Annotated in this window: 20 protein-coding genes and 1 pseudogene; 12 read left to right on the top strand and 9 right to left on the bottom strand. The window is 71.5% G+C overall.

All coding sequences use genetic code 11. The annotated features are described in order from the left end of the window. Positions 1–5: 5 nt before the first annotated feature. Both fdhD and F8O04_RS00540 read left to right on the top strand, forming a co-directional pair. On the top strand, positions 6–923 hold the full coding sequence (fdhD, locus tag F8O04_RS00535) for a formate dehydrogenase accessory sulfurtransferase FdhD (protein ID WP_158027381.1): 918 nt from the start codon (positions 6–8) through the stop codon (positions 921–923). 99 nt (positions 924–1,022) lie between these two features. Further along, entirely contained in the window at positions 1,023–3,395 is a 2,373-nt protein-coding gene (locus tag F8O04_RS00540; RefSeq protein ID WP_158027382.1) for an FdhF/YdeP family oxidoreductase, read from the top strand. Here the strand turns inward: F8O04_RS00540 and F8O04_RS14930 are convergent, their stop codons facing one another. From F8O04_RS14930 to F8O04_RS00555, 4 genes and pseudogenes are all read right to left on the bottom strand, one after another. Beyond that, complete coding sequence (locus tag F8O04_RS14930) at positions 3,396–4,553, bottom strand: sulfate/molybdate ABC transporter ATP-binding protein (RefSeq protein WP_308420213.1); 1,158 nt, start codon at positions 4,551–4,553, stop codon at positions 3,396–3,398. 6 nt (positions 4,554–4,559) lie between these two features. Beyond that, positions 4,560–5,387: pseudogene (locus F8O04_RS14935) on the bottom strand (ABC transporter permease); the annotation flags it as partial. A gap of 53 nt (positions 5,388–5,440) precedes the next feature. Next, positions 5,441–6,268 carry a molybdate ABC transporter substrate-binding protein gene (gene modA, locus F8O04_RS00550; protein ID WP_158027384.1) on the bottom strand — a complete coding sequence of 276 codons (828 nt, stop codon included), beginning with the start codon at positions 6,266–6,268 and terminating at the stop codon, positions 5,441–5,443. 2 nt (positions 6,269–6,270) lie between these two features. Beyond that, positions 6,271–6,675: a TOBE domain-containing protein gene (locus F8O04_RS00555; RefSeq protein WP_158027385.1), complete on the bottom strand. Its 405-nt coding sequence runs from the start codon at positions 6,673–6,675 to the stop codon at positions 6,271–6,273. A 128-nt stretch (positions 6,676–6,803) separates the two neighbouring features. Between F8O04_RS00555 and F8O04_RS00560 the strand changes: the two genes are divergently transcribed. The 10 genes from F8O04_RS00560 (at position 6,804) to F8O04_RS00605 (ending at position 14,559) form a co-directional block, all read left to right on the top strand. Further along, entirely contained in the window at positions 6,804–8,153 is a 1,350-nt protein-coding gene (locus tag F8O04_RS00560; RefSeq protein ID WP_188726359.1) for a HesA/MoeB/ThiF family protein, read from the top strand. Continuing rightward, positions 8,146–9,417 carry a molybdopterin molybdotransferase MoeA gene (locus F8O04_RS00565; RefSeq protein WP_225734785.1) on the top strand — a complete coding sequence of 424 codons (1,272 nt, stop codon included), beginning with the start codon at positions 8,146–8,148 and terminating at the stop codon, positions 9,415–9,417. Before F8O04_RS00560 ends, F8O04_RS00565 begins: the two co-directional genes overlap by 8 nt. Next, positions 9,414–9,887 (top strand): cyclic pyranopterin monophosphate synthase MoaC, encoded by a 474-nt coding sequence (gene moaC / locus F8O04_RS00570; protein ID WP_158027387.1) that lies wholly within the window; start codon positions 9,414–9,416, stop codon positions 9,885–9,887. Before F8O04_RS00565 ends, moaC begins: the two co-directional genes overlap by 4 nt. Beyond that, entirely contained in the window at positions 9,884–10,753 is an 870-nt protein-coding gene (locus F8O04_RS00575; protein WP_158027388.1) for a nucleotidyltransferase family protein, read from the top strand. The genes moaC and F8O04_RS00575 overlap by 4 nt, the downstream gene beginning before the upstream one ends. Positions 10,754–10,811: 58 nt before the next feature. After that, on the top strand, positions 10,812–11,339 hold the full coding sequence (locus F8O04_RS00580; protein ID WP_225734961.1) for a DUF6457 domain-containing protein: 528 nt from the start codon (positions 10,812–10,814) through the stop codon (positions 11,337–11,339). Next, complete coding sequence (locus F8O04_RS00585) at positions 11,336–11,581, top strand: MoaD/ThiS family protein (RefSeq protein WP_158027390.1); 246 nt, start codon at positions 11,336–11,338, stop codon at positions 11,579–11,581. The genes F8O04_RS00580 and F8O04_RS00585 overlap by 4 nt, the downstream gene beginning before the upstream one ends. A gap of 92 nt (positions 11,582–11,673) precedes the next feature. Beyond that, entirely contained in the window at positions 11,674–12,339 is a 666-nt protein-coding gene (locus tag F8O04_RS00590; RefSeq protein WP_158027391.1) for a hypothetical protein, read from the top strand. Positions 12,340–12,492: 153 nt separating this feature from the next. Then, positions 12,493–12,879: a GntR family transcriptional regulator gene (locus F8O04_RS00595; RefSeq protein WP_158027392.1), complete on the top strand. Its 387-nt coding sequence runs from the start codon at positions 12,493–12,495 to the stop codon at positions 12,877–12,879. A gap of 10 nt (positions 12,880–12,889) precedes the next feature. Then, entirely contained in the window at positions 12,890–13,828 is a 939-nt protein-coding gene (locus F8O04_RS00600) for an ABC transporter ATP-binding protein (RefSeq protein WP_158027393.1), read from the top strand. Continuing rightward, positions 13,825–14,559 (top strand): hypothetical protein, encoded by a 735-nt coding sequence (locus tag F8O04_RS00605; protein ID WP_158027394.1) that lies wholly within the window; start codon positions 13,825–13,827, stop codon positions 14,557–14,559. The genes F8O04_RS00600 and F8O04_RS00605 overlap by 4 nt, the downstream gene beginning before the upstream one ends. A gap of 70 nt (positions 14,560–14,629) precedes the next feature. Here F8O04_RS00605 and moaA read toward each other — a convergent pair whose 3' ends face one another. The 5 genes from moaA to F8O04_RS00625 all read right to left on the bottom strand — a co-directional run bounded on the left by moaA (position 14,630) and on the right by F8O04_RS00625 (position 18,576). Further along, positions 14,630–15,649, bottom strand: coding sequence for a GTP 3',8-cyclase MoaA (gene moaA, locus F8O04_RS00610; protein WP_225734962.1), 1,020 nt, complete (start codon positions 15,647–15,649; stop codon positions 14,630–14,632). A gap of 234 nt (positions 15,650–15,883) precedes the next feature. Beyond that, positions 15,884–16,033, bottom strand: a complete 150-nt coding sequence (locus F8O04_RS14700; protein WP_188726358.1) for a hypothetical protein — start codon at positions 16,031–16,033, stop codon at positions 15,884–15,886. 118 nt (positions 16,034–16,151) lie between these two features. Further along, the gene (locus F8O04_RS00615; RefSeq protein ID WP_158027396.1) at positions 16,152–17,120 is read right to left on the bottom strand and encodes a TIGR03885 family FMN-dependent LLM class oxidoreductase; all 969 of its coding nucleotides are present in this window, start codon (positions 17,118–17,120) and stop codon (positions 16,152–16,154) included. A gap of 374 nt (positions 17,121–17,494) precedes the next feature. Beyond that, the gene (locus F8O04_RS00620; protein WP_158027397.1) at positions 17,495–17,914 is read right to left on the bottom strand and encodes a molybdenum cofactor biosynthesis protein MoaE; all 420 of its coding nucleotides are present in this window, start codon (positions 17,912–17,914) and stop codon (positions 17,495–17,497) included. Next, on the bottom strand, positions 17,911–18,576 hold the full coding sequence (locus F8O04_RS00625) for a MogA/MoaB family molybdenum cofactor biosynthesis protein (RefSeq protein WP_158027398.1): 666 nt from the start codon (positions 18,574–18,576) through the stop codon (positions 17,911–17,913). The genes F8O04_RS00620 and F8O04_RS00625 overlap by 4 nt, the downstream gene beginning before the upstream one ends. Positions 18,577–18,628: the final 52 nt, after the last annotated feature.

Consider the following 18,628-nt stretch of genomic DNA (forward strand, 5'->3'; position numbering starts at 1 on the left):
CCGCAATGGCCCGCATCACTCAGAAGCTTCGTGTGCTGAAACTGCACGCGGACGGCACTCAGCGCCGCCGCGAAGATGTGCTCGCGGCCGAGGAGCCGCTCGAGATTCGCGTCAACGGCACGTCGTTCAGCGTGACGATGCGCACACCGGGTGACGACTTCGATCTGGTCGCCGGTTTCCTCGTCTCTGAGGGCGTCGTCTCGACGGCCGAGCACCTGTCGCGCATGATCGTCTGCGAGGGCGAGCCCGGCCAAGAGAACACGTACAACGTCATCGATGCAACGCTCGGAGCCGGGGCCGAACCGCCCGACACCTCGCTCGAGCGCCACGTGTACACGACGAGCTCGTGCGGCATCTGCGGCACGGCCTCGATCGAGGCCGTGCGCAAGTCGTCCGCTTTCCTTCGGCCTGCGGCGCCGGATGCTCCCCGGGTCCAGCTCGCGACCTTGCTCTCGCTGCCCGATCGCCTCCGCGACGAGCAGGCCCTCTTCGACCGAACCGGCGGCGTCCACGCCGCCGGGCTCTTCACGCTCGACGGCGAGCTGCTCTGCCTCCGAGAAGACGTCGGCCGCCACAACGCCGTCGACAAGGTCGTCGGCTGGGCCCTGCGCGACGGCCGGCTGCCGCTGCGCGACGCGGTCCTGCAGGTGTCGGGACGGGCATCCTTCGAACTCGTGCAGAAGTGCGTCATGGCGGGCATCCCCATCATGTCGGCGGTGAGCGCCCCCTCATCGCTCGCCGTGGAGATGGCGCGGGATACCGGGATCACCCTCGCGGGTTTCTCGCGCGGTGAGACCGTGAACGTCTATGCGGGGGCGCAGCGCATCGACCTGACGAAGACCGACGGAACCGACACCCGCGGCATGGATGACCGCGGAACCGATGCCGCCGTGAAGGCACCCGAGCGCGCCACCGCTCTGTGACGCGTGTGGCCGTCACGTGTACGGCACCGCACCGGCTGTCCCCATGGCTACGCGGAAACGGATAAGCTGGACCGTTGACGTTCGACTCTGGAGGCGAAAATGGCAGTACGGAGCAAGCCACCTCGCGGCCTCGGCGGCCGCCCGGCGCCCGTGCGCGACATCGATGAAGATGCCGTCAAGATCACCGAGCCCGAGACCCACGCCGCTGGTGTGACCGGCGTCCTGGTCGCCCTCGAGCGCGGCATCGCGCAAGCGGGTGTCGCCCGCACGGCGGCCTCGATGCTGCGCGTCAACCAGCGTGGCGGGTTCGACTGCCCCGGCTGCGCCTGGCCGGAGTCGGATGGAAAGCGCAAGACGGCCGAGTTCTGCGAGAACGGCGCCAAGGCGATCGCCGAAGAGAACACGCTCCGCACGGTGGGGCCCGAGTTCTGGGCCGAGCACTCGATCGAGGACCTGCGAGACAAGACCGAGTACTGGCTCGGGAACCAGGGCCGCATCACGCAGCCCGTGGTGATCCGGCCGGGCGAGACCCACTACTCGCCGATCTCGTGGAGCGACGCATTCGAGCTCGTCGGCGAGCGCATCCGGAACACGACGCCTGATCGCTGCGTCTTTTACACGTCCGGGCGCACGGCCAACGAGACGGCCTTCATGTACCAGCTGTTCGCGCGCTCGATCGGCACGAACAACCTGCCGGACTGCTCCAACATGTGCCACGAATCGTCGGGGTCGGCGATGAATCCCACGATCGGCATCGGCAAGGGCACGGTGTCGCTCGAAGACATCCACCAGTCGAAGCTCGTGTTCGTGGTCGGCCAGAACCCCGGCACGAACCACCCGCGAATGCTCTCGGCACTCAAGGAGTGCAAGGAGAACGGCGGCACGGTCGTCGCGGTCAATCCGCTTCCCGAGGCGGGCCTGCTCAACTTCCGCGACCCGCAGACGCCGTCCGGCGTCGTCGGCGGCGGCACCGAGATCGCCGACGAGTTCGTGCAGATCAAGGTGGGTGGCGATCTCGCGCTCTTCCAGGCGTTCGGCCACCTGCTCCTCGCCGAAGAGGCCCGCAACCCGGGAACCGTCGTCGACCGCGAGTTCGTCGACACCAACACCGACGGCTTCGAGGCCTACGCGGAGGCGCGGGCGAGCATCGATTGGGATGAGACCGAGCACGCGACGGGCCTCGCCCGCGTACAGATCGAGCGGGTTGCGCAGCTGCTCATCGAAAGCCCCGCGACCACCTTCTGCTGGGCGCTCGGCATCACGCAGCAGCCGCACTCGGTCGACACGATCAAAGAGATCATCAACCTGCTCCTCCTGCAGGGCAATTTCGGCAAGCCGGGCGCCGGGGCCTGCCCCGTGCGCGGCCACTCGAACGTGCAGGGCGACCGCACGATGGGCATCTACGAGAAGCCCGGCGAGGCGCTGCTCGCGAGCCTCGACAGGGAGTTCAGCATCACCGCGCCTCGCGAGTGGGGTTACGACTCGGTCGAGACCGTCGCCGCCTTCGAGCGCGGCGACGTCGACGTGTTCGTGTCGATGGGCGGCAACTTCGCGCTCGCCTGCTCCGACACGGAGGCCCTCGAGGCCGGCATGCAACGTGCAGGGCTCACAGTGCACATCTCGACGAAGCCGAACCGTTCGCACGTCGTGCACGGGCAGACCTCGCTGATCCTGCCGACGCTGGGCCGAACCGACGCGGACGACAAGCACGAGGCCGGCGCGCAGTTCCTTTCGGTCGAGGACTCGATGTCGATGGTGCACAGCACGCAGGGCCGCCTGCGCCCCGTGTCGGAGCACCTGCTCGCCGAACCGGTGATCGTGGCCCGCATGGCCGAGGCGGCCCTCGGCCCCGACCACCCCGTCGACTGGCGGGCCATGGCCGAAGACTACGACGTCATCCGCGATCACATCGCACGCACCCTGCCCGGGTTCGAAGCGTTCAACCGGCGCGTGCGCGAGCGCAACGGGTTCCAGCTGCCGAGCCCGCCGCGCGACAGCCGCTCGTTCGCGACGTCGATCGGCCGCGGCATCTTCACGGTGAGCCCGCTCGAGTACCTCGACCCGCCGGCCGGCCACCTGATCCTGCAGACCGTGCGCAGCCATGACCAGTACAACACCACGTTCTACGGGCTCGACGACCGCTACCGGGGCGTGAAGGACGGCCGTCGCGTCATCCTGATCCACCCCGACGACCTCCACCGCCTCGAGCTCGAAGACCGGCAGCTCGTCGATGTGATCTCGGTGTTCAACGGCACCGAGCGTCGCGCCGATCGCTTCCGCCTCGTTTCGTACCCCACCGCGCGACAGTGTGCGGCGGCGTACTTCCCGGAGGCCAATGCCCTCGTCCACCGCGAGAACGTGGCCCGGGAGTCGAACACACCGGGCTACAAGGCCATGTACGTGCGGTTCGTGCCGCATGACGAGAGCCGCGAGCAGCGCGAGACGGCGTTCACACCCGGCCGACGCGACTAGCTACAGCGGGAAGTACGTCGCGTCCGCCTCGGCGAACGTGAAGCGAGCCCAGGTGCCCGGCTCCAGGTCGAGGTCGGCCACGACGGAGGGCGAGACGTCGGCGGCGATCGCGCCCGCGTGGATCCGGATGCCGTCGTCGCGGGGTTCCAGATCGTTCACGATCCCGCTGATCGCGTTTTCCCCGGAGGTCGACGCGAAGGCGGAAGCGGGCGGATCGCTCCACACGGCGACGCGCGACGGCCGCACCGCGACGCCGACGCGGCTCCCCGGAGCGGAGCCCTCGGCGCCGGCGGACGGCGCAGCGCGCAGGAGGTCACCGGTGTCGGTGCGCACCGCGCCGCCGGCCTCGAGGGTGCCGACGAGGAGGTTCAGGCCGGCGAGCCGGGCTGCGAATGGGGTCGTCGGCCGCTCGAGCACGTCGCGCGTTCGGCCGGAATCGACGACGCGGCCGTCTTCGATCAGCGCCACCCTGTCGGCGAGCGTCACGGCGTCGAGTGCGTCGTGCGTGACGATGATCGTCGTTCGACCGGCGAGCGCGTCGCGCAAGAGGCGGCGGAGCGCCGGAACGACCGACGCGTCCAGCGCGGCCATGGGCTCGTCGAGCAGGAGCAGCTCAGGGTCTCCGGCCAGCGCCCGGGCGACCGCGATGCGCTGCGCCTGACCGCCCGACAGCTCGGCCGGTTTGCGGTCGGCGAGCTCGGCCGCGCCAACGCGGCCGAGCCATTCGTCGGCCACGCGACGCGCCTCGCGCCGCGTGGTCCCGCGACTGCGCGGACCGAACGCGACGTTGTCACGGGCCGTGAGGTTGGGGAAGAGGAGCGCCTCCTGCGCGAGCAGCGCGACGCCGCGCTCGTGCGGGCGCCGTGCTCGACGGCGGCCGCCGGCATCCACCTCGAACAGCACCCGGTCGCCGAGCCGCGCCTGCCCCGAATCGGCCGCGATGAGGCCCGCGGCGAGGGCGAGCAGGGTCGACTTCCCGGCGCCGTTGGGCCCGAGCAGCGCGACGGTCTCGCCCGCGGCCACCTCGAGCTCGACGTCGACGTCGCGCTCGCGCACCGACGCGCGCAGCTCGAACCGCTTCGGCGGCCGGTGCGCTCCCGAGCGCGTCTCGCGCTTCGTGCCGGCGGCCGGGGCGGGAGACGGCGGGCGGTCGGCCATCGACGGCCGGCCGCGACGCGGCTGATCGCGATGCCCGCGCAGCGGCCTCGCCCCGACCCCGTGCGTGAACGCGACGATGATGATGGCGACGACGACGAGCACGAGTGATAGGGCGACGGCTGCATCGGGGTCGGTCTCGCGCTGCAGATAGATCTCGAGCGGCAGGGTGCGGGTCGTGCCCTGCAGGGAGCCCGCGAACGTGAGCGTCGCGCCGAACTCCCCGAGTGCGCGTGCGAAGGAGAGCACGGCCCCCGAGACGACGGCGGGCAGCACGAGGGGCACCGTGACGCGCCGCAGCACCGTGGTGGGCCCGGCCCCGAGCGTGGCGGCGACCGCCTCGTAGCGGGTGCCGGCCGTCCGCAGCGCACCCTCGAGGCTGAGGACGAGGAACGGGAGGGCGACGAAGGTCTGGGCGATGACGACGGCGGTCGTGGAGAACGCGACCGAGACGCCGAGCAGCTCGAGATTGCGGCCGAGGAGCCCCTGGCGGCCGAATGCCGACAGGAGCGCGATGCCCCCGACGACGGGCGGCAGCACGAGCGGCACCAGGACGAGCGCGCGCGCAATTCGCTTGGCGGCGAACTCGATGCGGGCAAGCACGATCGCCATCGGCACCCCGAGCGCGACGCAAAGGGCCGTGGCGACGAGCGAGGTGCGCAGGCTCAGCCACAGCGCGTCGAGCGACGCGGGCGCGGTGACGAGGCGGATGAACTCGGCCCAGTTGACGCGCCACGCCATGCTCGCGAGCGGCAGCAGCACGAAGGCCGTGCCAACGACCGCCGCTGCGATGACCCAGCCGGGCACGCCGATGGGCGCCGTGGTGCCCGCGGCGATCGTGCCCGCGCCCGGGGCGCGGCGGTGCCCCGCACGCCCGGTGTCCCGGTCAGTCACGGAGCGCCGAACCCGGCGTCGGCAAGCACGGCCCGGCCGGTCGCCCCGGTCACGAAATGGACGAACGCATCGGCAAGCGCGGGATGCCCGCTCGCGGCGACCGGCGCGATGGGGTACGCGTTCACGGCGGCGCTCGACTCCGGGAAGTCGACGGCGTCGACGGCGTCGCCCGCGCCCGCGACGTCGGTGACGTAGACGAGTCCGGCGTCGGCCTCGCCCGACGACACCTTGCCGAGCACGTCGGTGACGGCCGACTCCTCGCTCGCGGGCGCCAGCGTGACGTCCGCCTCGCGCTCGACGCGCTCCGTGGCGGCCCCGCACGGAACCTGCGGGGCGCAGACGACGACGCGCAGCCCGGGGTCTTCGAGATCCGAGAGCGATGTGACGCCGGCCGGGTTGCCGGGAGGGACGGCGATCGTCAGCACGTTCGTCGCGAAGTCGACCGGCGCATCCGCGTCGATGACGCCGGCCTCGGTGAGCGTGGTCATGTTCGCCTCGTCGGCCGACGCGAACACGTCAGCGGGGGCGCCCTCACTGATCTGTGTCACAAGGTCGCTCGAGCCGGCGAAACTCACGTCGATGCTGGCTTCCGGATGCTCGGCTTCGAACTGCTCGGCGAGCTCGGTGAAGGGCGCGTTCAGCGAGGCTGCCGCGAACACCGTGATCGAGCCCGCGAGGGACGCTCCCGTGGTGGTGCCCGCGTCGCTCGAGCCGGGGGCGCCGTTGCCCGTCGACGCACTGCAGGCCGCGACGGTGAGCGCGGAGGCGGCGGCGATCGCGACGGCGCTCGCGCGGAGACCGCGGCGTGTGAGGGCGCGGGGCACGATCAGGCCTTTCCGGCCGGGGTCTCGATGATGACGGTGGTCGCCTTCACCACGGCGATCGCGACGGAGCCGGGCTCGAGCCCGAGCTCGCGAACGGCCTCGCTGCTCATCAGCGACACGATGCGATGGGGGCCGCACTGCATCTCGACTTGCGCCATGACCGTGTCCATCGTGATATCGGTGACCACCCCGACGAGTCGGTTCCGGGCCGATCGGCCGATCTCGGACGGATCTGCGGGCAGCACGGCGTTCTCGCGGGCGAGGCGGGCCATGTCGAGGGAGTCCACGACGGTGCGCCCCGACCCGTCGCGTTCGCTCGCGAGCGTGCCCGCGTCGACCCACCGCCGCACCGTGTCGTCGCTCACGCCGAGATACGCGGCCGCATGCTTGATCCTGATCTGCGTCACAACGTCAATCATATCGCCGCACCTGCGTGCACGATCAGGCGGAGCATCCGCATACCGGGTTTGTGTCAGGCCGTCGCGCGCGCTGACCCAGCGTGCGCGATGTCGGTGGCGGGCTCTACGGTTGTGGGGTGGATGAGAACCAGCGCTGGGGCGAAGCGGGGGTGCGTCCGTCGGCCGAGGCCGAGCGCACCTCGCGTCAGCGCGCCCTGCCCTGGATCGGCGACATCGGACAGCGCCGGCTGCGAGACGCACGCGTGCTCATCATCGGCGCGGGCGGCATCGCCGCGCCCGCCGTACAGTATCTCGCCGGAGCCGGGGTCGGGCGCCTCGATCTGCTCGACGACGACGTGATCGAGACGAGCAATCTCGCACGGCAACTGCTCTTCACCCAGGCCGATGTCGGTAGGCCGAAGGCGGCGACGCTCGCGGCGGCGGCGGCGCGCCTGGCGCCGGCCACGCGCGTGGAGGCGCATGACGTGCGGTTGACCGCCGCGAACACCGTCGAGATCATTCGCGTGCTGGCGCCCGATGTCGTGGTCGACACGACCGATGACTGGGCCACCCGCTTCGCCATCGCCGACGCGTGCGCTGAGTGCGGCGTCCCGCTGGTCTGGCCGTCCGTCATCGGCACCGACGCGAAGCTCACCGTCTTCACGGGGCGCGCCGGCGACCCGGCGATCGACGACCTCGTCGATCGCGAGACCGTGCAGCGGCATCCCGTGTCGTGCGCGGCCCAGGGCGTACTCGGTCCTGTTGTCGGCCAAGTGGGCGCGATGGCGGCGACCGAGGCGATCAAGCTGCTCGTCGGCGCCGGGCGCCCGCTCGTGGGCCGTGTCGCGGTGATCGACGGGCTCGGCGCGACGATGCGCGAGATACCCCTCGTCGCGCGGCGAGCCGCTGCCTCGGTTGCTGAGCCCGGTGAGTCGGCCGCACGTCCCGGAGACGCGGGCGAGGCCGCCGGCCGCCGCGGCCCTGAGTGGGTGCGCCGTGCGCGTCCGGCCGCGGGCCCGAGCTCGACCGAGCAATGGGGCGCTTGGAGCCCTCCGCGCACGGGTTCCGTGACGCGACCGATCCCGCTTCCCAGTCGCGCCGCCGCCGGCGAGCTGCGGTCGCGGCTGACGACGATCGGCGAGATGGTCGCCGCCCCCCTCGGCACCGTGCTCGTCGACGTGCGCGAGCCGTCCGCGCCCGCATTGCCGTGGCCGCCCCGTGGGCTCGAACTCGTCGAACTCGAGCGCGCGCCGCTCGAGTCGCTCGCGAGCGCGATCGATGCGGGTGAGCTGCCCGGCTCCATCGAGCGTGCCACGCGCGTGGTCGTCGCCTGCGCCTTCGGCCCCCGGGCCAGGCATGCCGCAGCGATGCTGCGTGCTGCCGGGGTTCCCGGCGTCGCCGTGCTCGACGAGGGAACGGCGGGTCTGCGGACCGCCGGGTCGGATGCTCCGGCGGCACCGACCGGGGGAGCGGTGCCCCGTGGGTGAGCTGGTATCGCTCGAGACCCACCTTGCGAGCGTGTTGCGTGAGAGCGGGCCGCTTGCGCCCGTCACGGTGCCGATCGAACAGGGGCTCGGGTTGCGGCTCGCTGCCGACATCGTCGCCGTGCACGCGCTCCCGACCGTCGACAATTCGGCCATGGACGGCTACGCGGTTCGCCGGGCATCGGTCGCGGGTGCGAGCCCCGCTGCTCCGGTGCGACTGCGCGTGGTCGCCGACATCCCCGCGGGGAGTGGCGATGATCCGGCGCTCCGCGACGGCGAGTGCGCGCGGATCATGACCGGGGCGCCCGTGCCGTCAGACGCAGACGCCATTGTCCCGTTCGAGGCGACGACGCTCGGCACCGACATCGCGACCGCGGCGCCCGAGGCGATCGACGTGACGAACGAGCCGAGGCCCGCGGCGCACATCCGGCGCCGCGGCGAAGACATCGAACCGGGCGAGCTCGTCCTGCCCGCAGGAGCGCGGCTCGGCGCGCGCGCCGTCGCGGCGGCGATCGCGGCGGGTGCGACAACGGCGGTCGTCGTTCCGCGCCCTCGCGTCGCGGTCGTCTCGACGGGCGACGAGCTTCTGCCGGCCGGGGCGCCGCTCACTCGAGGGCGCATCCCCGACAGCAACAGCCCGCTGCTCGCCGGCCTCGTCACCGAGGCCGGTGCCGAACTCGCCCGCGTCGAGCGCGCCGGCGACGAACCGGGCCCCTTCATCGACGCGCTGTACGCGCTCGCCCGCGACGTCGACGTCGTCATCACGACCGGCGGCGTGAGCGTCGGCGCCTTCGACGTCGTGCGGATCGCGTTGGAAGAGCGCGGCGTCGAGTTCCACAAGGTCGCCATGCAGCCCGGCAAGCCGCAGGGCTTCGGCCGACTCGCACGCAGCGACGGTGAGGGCCGTTCGGGTCCGCTCATGTTCTGCCTCCCGGGCAATCCCGTGAGCGTGTTCGTGAGCTTCGAGGCCTTCGTCCGCCCAGCCCTGCGAGCTCTCGCGGGTGAGGTGGGGCCCGCGCACATCGAGCGCGTCGGCATCGCGTCCGAGGGTTGGCGGTGCCCACCCGGCCGTCTGCAGCTCATGCCCGTGCGCACGCTCGGCGTCGACGGCAACGGGCGCTCGGCCATCGCCCCGGCGACGGCCGGCGGTTCCGGCTCGCACCTGGTCGCACGACTCGCCAGGGCCGACGCGCTCGCCATCGCGCCCGCCGACGCCGCCGACGTCCGGGTGGGCGACGAACTCACGATCTGGGAGGTCCTTCCGTGACCACGCCATTCACCCACCTCGACGGCGCCGGCCGCGTGCGCATGGTCGACGTGACCGAGAAGGCCCCGACCGTGCGCTCGGCGACGGCACGCGGCCGCGTCACCTGCGGTCCGGAGGTCATGTCCGCGCTCCGTGATGGCACCACGCCAAAGGGAGACGTGTTCGCGCTCGCCCGCATCGCGGGGATCGCGGGGGCCAAACGCACGGCCGAACTACTGCCGCTCGCGCACATCATCGGCGTGCACGGCGCGGTCGTCGACGTCGAGCTCGCCGACGACGGCGTCGAGCTGACGGCAACCGTGCGCACCGCCGACCGCACCGGTGTCGAGATGGAGGCGCTCACGGCCGTGTCGATCGCGGCGCTCTCGGTGGTCGACATGGTCAAGGGCATCGACAAGTCGGTCGCCATCGAGCGCGTCGAGCTCGTCGAGAAGACCGGCGGCAAGAGCGGAACGTGGCGGCGCCAATGAGCGCGAGCGGGAATGGGCAGGACAGCGGTGCGGGCAACGTCGGGCCGGGCGGTATGCCCTGGTCGGGGGCCGCTTCCGGTCCGGGCGCCGCGTCCAGTCCGGGCGTCGCTTCCGAGACGGGGGCCGTCGCTTCCGAGACGGGGGCCGTCGCCGCCGCGATCGTGCTCGCCGGCGGGCGGGCCTCGCGACTCGGTGGAACGTCGAAGGTGCTGCTGCGCATCCACGGCAGGCCGGCCCTCGCGCGCGTGATCGACGCGCTCATCGCCGCGCATCGGTCGAGCATCGCGGTCGTCGGCCCGGCGGACGAGGTCGTCGCGGCGTTGCGGCACGATCCTGCGACGTCCGGTGGCGGAACAGCCGGCGACGACGAGCGCCGGAGCGTCGTGCGCGTCGCGATCGAGGAAGACCGGTTCGGGGGACCGGCGGTGGCGGTGGCCGCCGGGGTGGCCGAGCTGCTCGATGCCGGGGTGCCAGGTGACGCTCTCGTCGACCTGCTGCCGTGCGACCTCGTGCGGCCCGCCGACGTGGTCGCGGCGCTCGACGCGGCTTTGGAGGCGCCGAGCGACGAAGGGCGGGGCGCCGCGTCATCACTCTCGGCAGCGTCCCATGATGCAGGCGCCGATGGCGTCATGCTCGTCGACGAAGACGGCCGCGAGCAGTGGCTGGCCACACGCATCCGGCTCGATGCCCTGAACTCGGCCCTCGCTGGCGTTGAGGCTGGCGAGCCGTTGCGCGGCCGCCTCGGTGGCCTCCGCCTTTCGAGACACGCCGTCGGCGCGAACGTCACCCCGGATATTGATACGCCATCAGACGTGGCGGCGTACGGTGCTGTCGTGCACCTCGGCAACGGGCCGTTGTGCCTCTGAGCCGGCCGACAAGCACGGCGGCCAACCCCGGAGCGTCGACGGAGGAACCGTGAGCACCATGCCCCCAGAACTCGAACCCTGGATCAGCGAGCTCGCTCCGCGTCTCGGCCTCACGGGTGATGACGTGCCGACGCAGGCGGTCCTCGACATCGCTCGCGATGTCGCGCACGGTGCCGTGCGCCCAGGCGCCCCCGTCTCGACGTTCATGGTCGGCCTCGCGCTCGGCCGCGGTGATCTCGGCTCACCGGAGGCCGGCGTCGAAGCAGTCGGCGAGGCGCTCGCGGCGTGGGAGCAGCGCGCCCAGGGCGACGGGAACGGCAGCGACCGGAACGGCGGCAAAGACAGCGAACGCGACGCCACCAGCGCTGAGAGCAGCGCGTCCGACGCCGAGCGTGGTGTCGCATACGACGAGGCCGGCGTGGCCGAAGGCGAGACGCGGATCGCCGACGGGAAGGCCGACGCCGGCGACACCGCTTCTGCGGGCATTACCGACGGGCGCACCGAGGCCGGCGGCGGTGACAGGGGTGACGTCGAAGAGGCCGACGCCGCTGGGGTCGTCGGCGACCTTGACGGCGGAGCCGCATGATCACCGTCCGCTTCTTCGCCGCCGCGGCGGACGCGGCCGGCACGGAGAGCCTCGAACTGGATGCGTCGGGGCTCGAGAGCGTCGGCGCCGTCGCCGAGCAACTGGCCGATCGCTTCGGGGGCGAGCTTCGCCGCGTCATCGATCGCAGTTCGTTTCTGCTCAACGGCGAGCGCGTCGAAACGGTGCATTCCATTGCGCCGGGTGACGCGATCGACGTGCTGCCGCCGTTCGCGGGCGGCTAGGCGGAAGAGACCAAGGTTCCAGAGCGAAAGGCCATCGGGTCGGCTGAGGGCGGTCGGGCCCGAATGGAGAACTCCTTGAAAAGGTGATGCAGATGGATACCATCTTGTTCTTCGCGTACGCCGCCGCCTACCTGGCCCTGCTCGCTTGGGGATTGACGCTCGCCGCCCGCGGTCGCTGGTGGACCCCGGCGAACCTGCCGGTCCTCGTCATCGCCGGGCTCGTGTACGACAACATCGTGCTGGCAACAGGGGCGTATATCGGCGAGGGCGCGCTGCTCGAAGGGCTGAACCTGGCCCGTTACTGGATCCATGCACTGGTCACGCCGTTACTGGCGATCTTCGCCTGGCACGTTGTGGCCCGGAGCGGTGTGGCGTGGGCGCGGACTCGGTGGGCCGGCGTTGTCGCCACTGCTGCTGCCGTAGCACTCATGGCATTGGAACTGACCCACGTTGTCGGAATCGAGCTCACGGCCGAACGTGAACACGGCGTCCTGAGTTACTCCGCCGCCGAGGCCGCAGGCGGTCCGCCGCTCATGGTGCTGCTCGTGACCGTGACCCTGCTCGTGGCCGCATTTTTCGTGTGGCGGCGGCAGAAGTGGATCTGGCTTCTGGTGGGAACACTGCTGATGGTGATCGGCAGCGCCGTGCCTCTCCCCGTGGATAGCGGCGCCGTCACCAACGCCTTCGAGCTCATTCTGCTCACCTCGATCCTCGCTACGAAGCACGTTCAAGACAGGGCGGAGGCCGCCGCCGCGTAACACGTGGCAGGCCCGAACTGCTCACCATCGACGCACCCGTTCTCGCGACGGTGGTTGACTCCTGCGCGGGGGTATGGTTGATTAGTCGAGTAAGCAACCATTCAACAGCCTGCCGGCCGCGTCAGCGCGGTGGCACCGCACACCGGGAGCGATATGGATGACGCGCGGCCGCTCTTCCTGCAGATCGCGGAACGCGTCGAAGATCAGATCGTCGACGGCTCGCTTCACGAGGGAGCGCGTGCACCCTCGAAGAACGAGCTTGCGGAGTTCTACCGCATCAACCCCGCAACCGCCGCGAAGGGAGTGAACATGCTCGTCGACAGGGGCGTGCTCTACAAGCAGCGCGGCATCGGCATGTTCGTCGCGGATGGGGCGCGCGAGCGGGTGCTCGAAGCCCGTCGCGCCGCTTTCGCCGATGCCTACATCGCTCCTCTCGTGGCCGAGGCCGCCCGCTTGGGTCTCGGCCCCGACGTTCTCGCGCGGCTCATCCTCGAGCACGCGACCCCCGACTCGGCGTCGTCGACAGCGGCGCCCGACTGAAAGGCTCCTCATGGATCCAGTGATCCACGTCCGTGACCTGACGAAACGCTACCGAGACAAGACCGCCCTCGACGGTGTCAGCTTCGACATCGAACGGAATGGCATCTACGGCTTTCTGGGCCGAAACGGCGCGGGCAAGACGACCGCGATGTCGATCCTCACCGCGCAGAACTTCGCAACCAGCGGCACCGTGCAGGTGTTCGGCGAAAACCCCTTCGAGAATGCGCGGGTGCTGAGCCGAATGTGCTTCGTGCGCGAAAGCCAGAAGTACCCGGACGAGGCGAACGCCACGATCGCCTTCCGCTCGGCCCGGCTGTTCTTCTCGAACTGGGACCAGGAGTTGTGCGACGAACTCGTCGACGAGTTCCAGCTCCCCATGAAGACGAACATCAAGAAGCTCTCGCGCGGCCAGTTGTCGGCGGTCGGGGTGATTATCGGGCTGTCTTCGCGCGCTGACATCACGTTCTTCGACGAGCCCTATCTGGGACTCGACGCAGTCGCGCGCCAGACCTTCTACGACCGCTTGATCGAGGACTACTCGGAGCATCCGCGCACCATCGTGCTGTCGAGCCACCTCATCGACGAAATCGCCAACCTGCTCGAACACGTGCTCGTCATCGATCAGGGCCGCATCATCATGGACAAGTCAGTCGACGACGCCCGCGCGCAGGCGACGAGCCTCGTCGGCGCCGCAGAACGGGTCGACCGTTACATCGCCGGCCGTGAGGAGCTCCACCGCGAGTCGCTCGGCAGTGTGGCGAGCGTCACCTTCCTCGGCCAGCTCACGGGCGAGGAGCGCGCCTCGGCGGTCGCCGACGGCCTCGAGTTCGCCGCCGTGCCACTGCAGCAGCTCATCGTGCGACTCACACAGCGCGAAATGCGCGACGCAAGCCCGGACGGTGCGGGCGACTCGGCCCCAGCATCCACCCACGAAGGAGTTCTCCGATGACCACCGCGACAACGCTCGAGGCGATCCCCGCCCGACGCGGAGCCGGGAACCGCACTCTCAACGTCATCCGGCTGCAACTCATCAGCACGCAATCGTTCGTGTGGGTGCCCCTGGTGATCGTCGCGGGAACGTTGGCGATCTGCCTCATCGTCTTCGCGATGATCCCGGGCGACGGCGTCAAGCCGACGGGAGCTGCGCAGGCGCCCCTCTGGTACTTCGCCGCGCTCGGCGTGCAGGCGATGACCCTGACCTTCCCGTTCTCGCAGGCCATGAGCGTCACGCGGCGCGAGTTCTTCGTCGGCACGCTCGTGGTCGGCGCGATCGGCGGGGCCATGATCGCAACCCTGTTCATCGCGCTCGCCGGCCTCGAGGTGATCACGAACGGCTACGGCATGAACGGTCGCATCGCCTACTTGGAGTGGCTCTTCGAGCCGAGCTGGGCGTCCGCGTGGCTCACCTACTTCACGGCGACACTGCTGCTGTACGTGATCGGGTTCTGGGCCGCCACGGTCTACAAGCGATTCGGCTGGCTCGTGCTGACCGCCGTCGGGGTGGTGCTGGCGCTTGCGCTCGTCGTCGGACTGTTCATCATCACGCGAACCGAATCGTGGCCGGCCGTGTTCGGGTGGTTCGCTGCCGTCGGTCCCCTCGCCATCACGCTGATTGGGCTCGGGGTCACGGCAGTGCTGGCCGCGGGCGCTTACCTCACGCTGCGCAAGGCGGTCGTGTAGCGGCGGACGCCTGGTGCGTGCCGGTCGCGCCCGGCGGGCGCGCGGGGCCCGGCGGGGCGGACCGAGGGGGTCAGCCCCCGATGGCCGACATCGGCCGGTCGGGCTGCAGGAACCCCGGGTCGTCGATGCCGTGCCCCGCGCGCTTGCCCGCGATGCTCGTTCGGAGCAGGCGCGCGATCGCGTCGTCATCGGCATCACCGCGCAGTAGCGGCAGCAGGTCGCTCTCGCCCCGCGCGAAGAGGCAGTTGCGGATCTGCCCGTCGGCGGTGAGACGCACGCGGTCGCAGGCGCCGCAGAAGGGTGCCGTGACGGAGGCGATGACGCCGACGTGGTGGGGGCCGCCGTTCACGACGAAGCGCTCGGCCGGCGCGGCGCCGCGCGCGTCGACGGGCTCAAGGTCGAACTCCGCGCTGAGCCGATCCAGGATCTCGGCGCCCTCGATCATGCCCTCACGGGTCCAGGTGTGCCCGGCATCGAGCGGCATCTGCTCGATGAAGCGGAGCTCGGCGTCGTTGTCCATCGCGAAGCGGAGCAGGTCACAGGCTTCGTCATCGTTGACGCCGCGCAGCAGCACCGCATTGAGCTTGAGCGGGCGTAGCCCGCTGTCCCGAGCGATGCGGATGCCCTCGAGCACGTCGTCGAGCCGGTCGCGGCGCGTGAGGTCGGCGAAGCGCTGTCGGTCGAGCGTGTCGATCGACACGTTCACCCGTTCGAGGCCCGCGGCGACGAGGTCGTCCATGAGCTGCGGCAACCGCAGCCCGTTCGTCGTGATGCTCACGCGCAGCGGCCCGTGCGGCCCCTCGATGGCGGCCATGCGGCGCACCACGTCAACGATGTCCTTGCGCAGCAGCGGCTCGCCGCCGGTGAGCCGCACCTCGTCGATGCCGAGTGAGGCGGCGACGCGCGCGACGCGCTCGAGCTCGAGGGTCGTGAGGATGTTGTCCTTCATGATCCACGGCACGCCCTCGGCCGGCATGCAGTAGGTGCAGCGCAGCGAGCAGCGGTCGGTGAGCGAGATGCGCAGGTCGCGGTGCACGCGCCCGAAGCGGTCGACGAGCTGGCCCTCGGCCGGCACCGCCGACACGTCGATGGCGTCGCCGAGCGGCGCCGCGCCGCCGCCGAGCGAGACGGGCGCGTCGGGATGCGCGGGGTCGCGAACGGGCTCGGGCGGATGCAGTGCGGCGGGCGGTCGCGATGAGGGCGAGGGGAGGCGCACGATGGCCACGCGGCACCTCCCGTCGGCGGGCGCCCAGTGCGCTCGCATCCCTCCAGGCTAGCCGCGACCGCGGCTCGCGGCCAGGCCGCCCCGCGATCGCCCGCCCGCTCAGGCGTCGACGGGCACGCGGGCGTCGCGGCGGTTCTGCACGATGAGCACGACGGCCACCGCGGCGGCGGCCACGGCGATGGTGCGCTCGCGGGTGCGGTCGGTGCGCGAGGTGCTGCGGCGGCTCGCCGAGCGCGACCCGCCGGCCATGGTGATGGGCGACCTCAACGCCCGCACCGCCTCGCGCGCTGCGCGAACTGTTCGGCAGCGGCCTCCTCGTCGACTCGTGGTCCCGGCTGGTCGCCGCGTGATGCGCCGCCGAGGCTGCTCAGTGCAGCAGCGCCGCGGCGGTGTCGTCGAGGAACGCCGCCTGCGTCTTGCCCACGTGGTGCAGGTAGACGCGGTCGGCGCCCGCGCGCCCGTGCTCGTCGACGAGCTCGGCGAGCGCCGTGGTCGAGTCGACGCAGTGCACGCTCTCGGCCACGCGCTCGACGCTCATGCCGTCGGCGGCGAGGTCGTAGTGCTCGGGCGTGGGCAGGTCCCAGCACAGGGGAGGCTCGAACACGTTGGTGCGCCACTGGTCGTGCGCGAGGGCGCGCGCCGCCTCGCGGCCGCCGTTGGCCGGGCGCACGTAGGCCAGCTGCGACTGCACCGAAACGTCGCCCGCACCACCCGCCTCGCGGTAGGCCCCGATGATGTCTCGCAGCTTCTCGAACGGCTGCGAGATGGTGATGAGGCCGTCGGCCCACGTGGCCGCCCACGCGGCGGTCTCAGCCGTGACGGCCGCGCCGACGAGCGGCGGTGGCGTCTCGGGCAGCGACCAGACGCGCGCCCGGTCGACGACCACACGCCCCCGGTGGCTCACCTCGCGGCCCGCGAGCAGCTCGCGCAGCACATCGACGCATTCGCCGAGGCGCGCGGTGCGCTCTGACTTCGCGGGCCACGCGTCGCCCGTGACGTGTTCGTTCATCGCCTCGCCGCTGCCGAGCGCGGCCCAGAACCGCCCCGGATGCATCTGCTCGAGCGTCGCGATCGCCTGCGCCGCGATCACAGGGTGGTATCGCTGCCCGGGGGCCGTCACGACGCCGAAGCGCATCGACGTGGTGGCGAGTGCCGCGCCGAGCCACGCCCAGGCGAAGCCCGACTCGCCCTGGCGCTCGCTCCACGGCGTGAGGTGGTCGGAGCACAGGCCGTCGCGGAAGCCGAGCGCGTCGGCGCGGCGAGCCACCTCGAGCGCGGTGCGCGGATCGAGCTGCTCGTGCGAGATGTGCACGCCCACGAGGGGCGATGCGCTCACGCCGCCCCGATCATCAGGCGGCGGCGGTGGTATGGCTCGATGCTCGACGCGTGCATGCCGCGAGCGTACGAGGCGCGGCTGGGACGCCGGGGTGCGCGAGCGCCGACGCGCGGCTCATGCCCGAGGGCCCCGCGGCCCTCGTCACGCGCAGCTCGAGCTCGGCCGCGCCGGGCGCGGCGAACGCGAGCCGAGCGTCGGATGCTCCATCCGTCATCGACGATCAGGCGGGCAAGGCGTTGCCTTCCCGCGGGCTGAAGGGCGCGTTAGCGTGGGCCACGAAGGCCTCCGTGGGCGGTGGTGAGTGTAGTAATGCACATCGTTCCGGAGGCCTTCGCCCGTACGTCACCTCTTCACAACGTGTCGGGGAACCACAGCTAGGCCATGCCGACCCAGTGCGTCGTGCCGTCTTCCGTGTGCTGGCGCTTCCACACGGGCAGCTCGGCCTTCACGCGTTCGACGAGCTCGCGACAGAGGTCGAACGCCTCGGCCCGGTGGGCGGTCGATACGGCGGCGACGATCGCGAGGTCGCCGACGTCGAGTGTGCCGATGCGGTGGGTGACGGCGAGCCGCGCGCCGTCGCGGTCGAGGTCGGCCGCGATACGGGCGAGCACGCGTTCCGCGTCGGGATGCGCGGAGTAGTCGAGCGTGGTGACGGTGCCGTCGGCCTCGGGGTCGTGGTCGCGCACCGTGCCGACGAACGATGCGGTGGCGCCGGCGTGCGCGTCGGCGACGGCGGCGAGGTGCGCGGCGACGTCGAGCGGCTCGGAGGAGATCGCAGCGATGGCGACGGTCATGCGCGGGGCTCGCCGTCGGGGCCGCCGTGGGCGGAGCTGGCCGGGGCGGTGCCGGACGGCGCAGGAGCGGCGTTGGCGGGAGCGGCGTGATGCCCTGCATGGTCTTCGGGGTGCTCGGTGCCGTGCGAGGCGTGGCCGGCGCCGTCGAGCTGCCCGATCGCGTGGTGGACGATCGGGAGCAGCACGGCGAGTCCGTCGCGCACGCCGCCGGGGGATCCGGGCAGGGTCACGACGAGGCTCGGGGGCCGCATCATCGTGCGATACGCGGCGGAGTCGCCACCGATGACACCGGCGACGCCGCGGGTGAGCAGCGCAGTGGCCGGGGCGCCGCCGTGTCCGGCGATGGCGTCGATGATGCGGGGCAGCTTGAGATCGAGCAACGGCTCGACGCCCTCTGGCGTACGGTCGCGTGGCCCGATACCGGTGCCGCCGGTGGTGATGATGACGCGGGAGCCGGCTTCGTGGGCGGCGCGGACCGCGTCGCGCACGGGCAGCGTCCCGTCGGGGACGACGACGGGCTCGGCGACGTCGAAGCCCGCCTCGCGAAGCGCCTCGACGATCACGGGGCCGGTCTCGTCGTCGCGCAACCCCATCGAGGCGCGGTCGGACACGGTGATCACCGTGGCACGCGGGGCGTCGGCCTGAGCATCGGCTGCGGTCATTGCTCCAGGGTAGACCGGTCGGTGCCCGCCGGCACCGGCGCTTCCGGGGAGA

Origin of the sequence: Pseudoclavibacter endophyticus, from assembly GCF_008831085.1 — a bacterium.
In the GTDB taxonomy this organism is placed as follows: domain Bacteria; phylum Actinomycetota; class Actinomycetes; order Actinomycetales; family Microbacteriaceae; genus Pseudoclavibacter; species Pseudoclavibacter endophyticus.

Bases quoted from the DNA above. Each gene is read 5' to 3' on its own strand.
- fdhD (WP_158027381.1), top strand. From the start codon at position 6: ATGGCCCGCATCACTCAGAAGCTTCGTGTGCTGAAACTGCACGCGGAC.
- F8O04_RS00540 (WP_158027382.1), top strand. From the start codon at position 1,023: ATGGCAGTACGGAGCAAGCCACCTCGCGGCCTCGGCGGCCGCCCGGCG.
- F8O04_RS14930 (WP_308420213.1), bottom strand. From the start codon at position 4,553: ATGGCCGACCGCCCGCCGTCTCCCGCCCCGGCCGCCGGCACGAAGCGC.
- F8O04_RS00575 (WP_158027388.1), top strand. From the start codon at position 9,884: ATGAGCGCGAGCGGGAATGGGCAGGACAGCGGTGCGGGCAACGTCGGG.
- F8O04_RS00580 (WP_225734961.1), top strand. From the start codon at position 10,812: ATGCCCCCAGAACTCGAACCCTGGATCAGCGAGCTCGCTCCGCGTCTC.
- F8O04_RS00585 (WP_158027390.1), top strand. From the start codon at position 11,336: ATGATCACCGTCCGCTTCTTCGCCGCCGCGGCGGACGCGGCCGGCACG.
- F8O04_RS00590 (WP_158027391.1), top strand. From the start codon at position 11,674: ATGGATACCATCTTGTTCTTCGCGTACGCCGCCGCCTACCTGGCCCTG.
- F8O04_RS00595 (WP_158027392.1), top strand. From the start codon at position 12,493: ATGGATGACGCGCGGCCGCTCTTCCTGCAGATCGCGGAACGCGTCGAA.
- F8O04_RS00600 (WP_158027393.1), top strand. From the start codon at position 12,890: ATGGATCCAGTGATCCACGTCCGTGACCTGACGAAACGCTACCGAGAC.
- F8O04_RS00605 (WP_158027394.1), top strand. From the start codon at position 13,825: ATGACCACCGCGACAACGCTCGAGGCGATCCCCGCCCGACGCGGAGCC.
- F8O04_RS14700 (WP_188726358.1), bottom strand. From the start codon at position 16,033: ATGGCCGGCGGGTCGCGCTCGGCGAGCCGCCGCAGCACCTCGCGCACC.
- F8O04_RS00620 (WP_158027397.1), bottom strand. From the start codon at position 17,914: ATGACCGTCGCCATCGCTGCGATCTCCTCCGAGCCGCTCGACGTCGCC.
- F8O04_RS00625 (WP_158027398.1), bottom strand. From the start codon at position 18,576: ATGACCGCAGCCGATGCTCAGGCCGACGCCCCGCGTGCCACGGTGATC.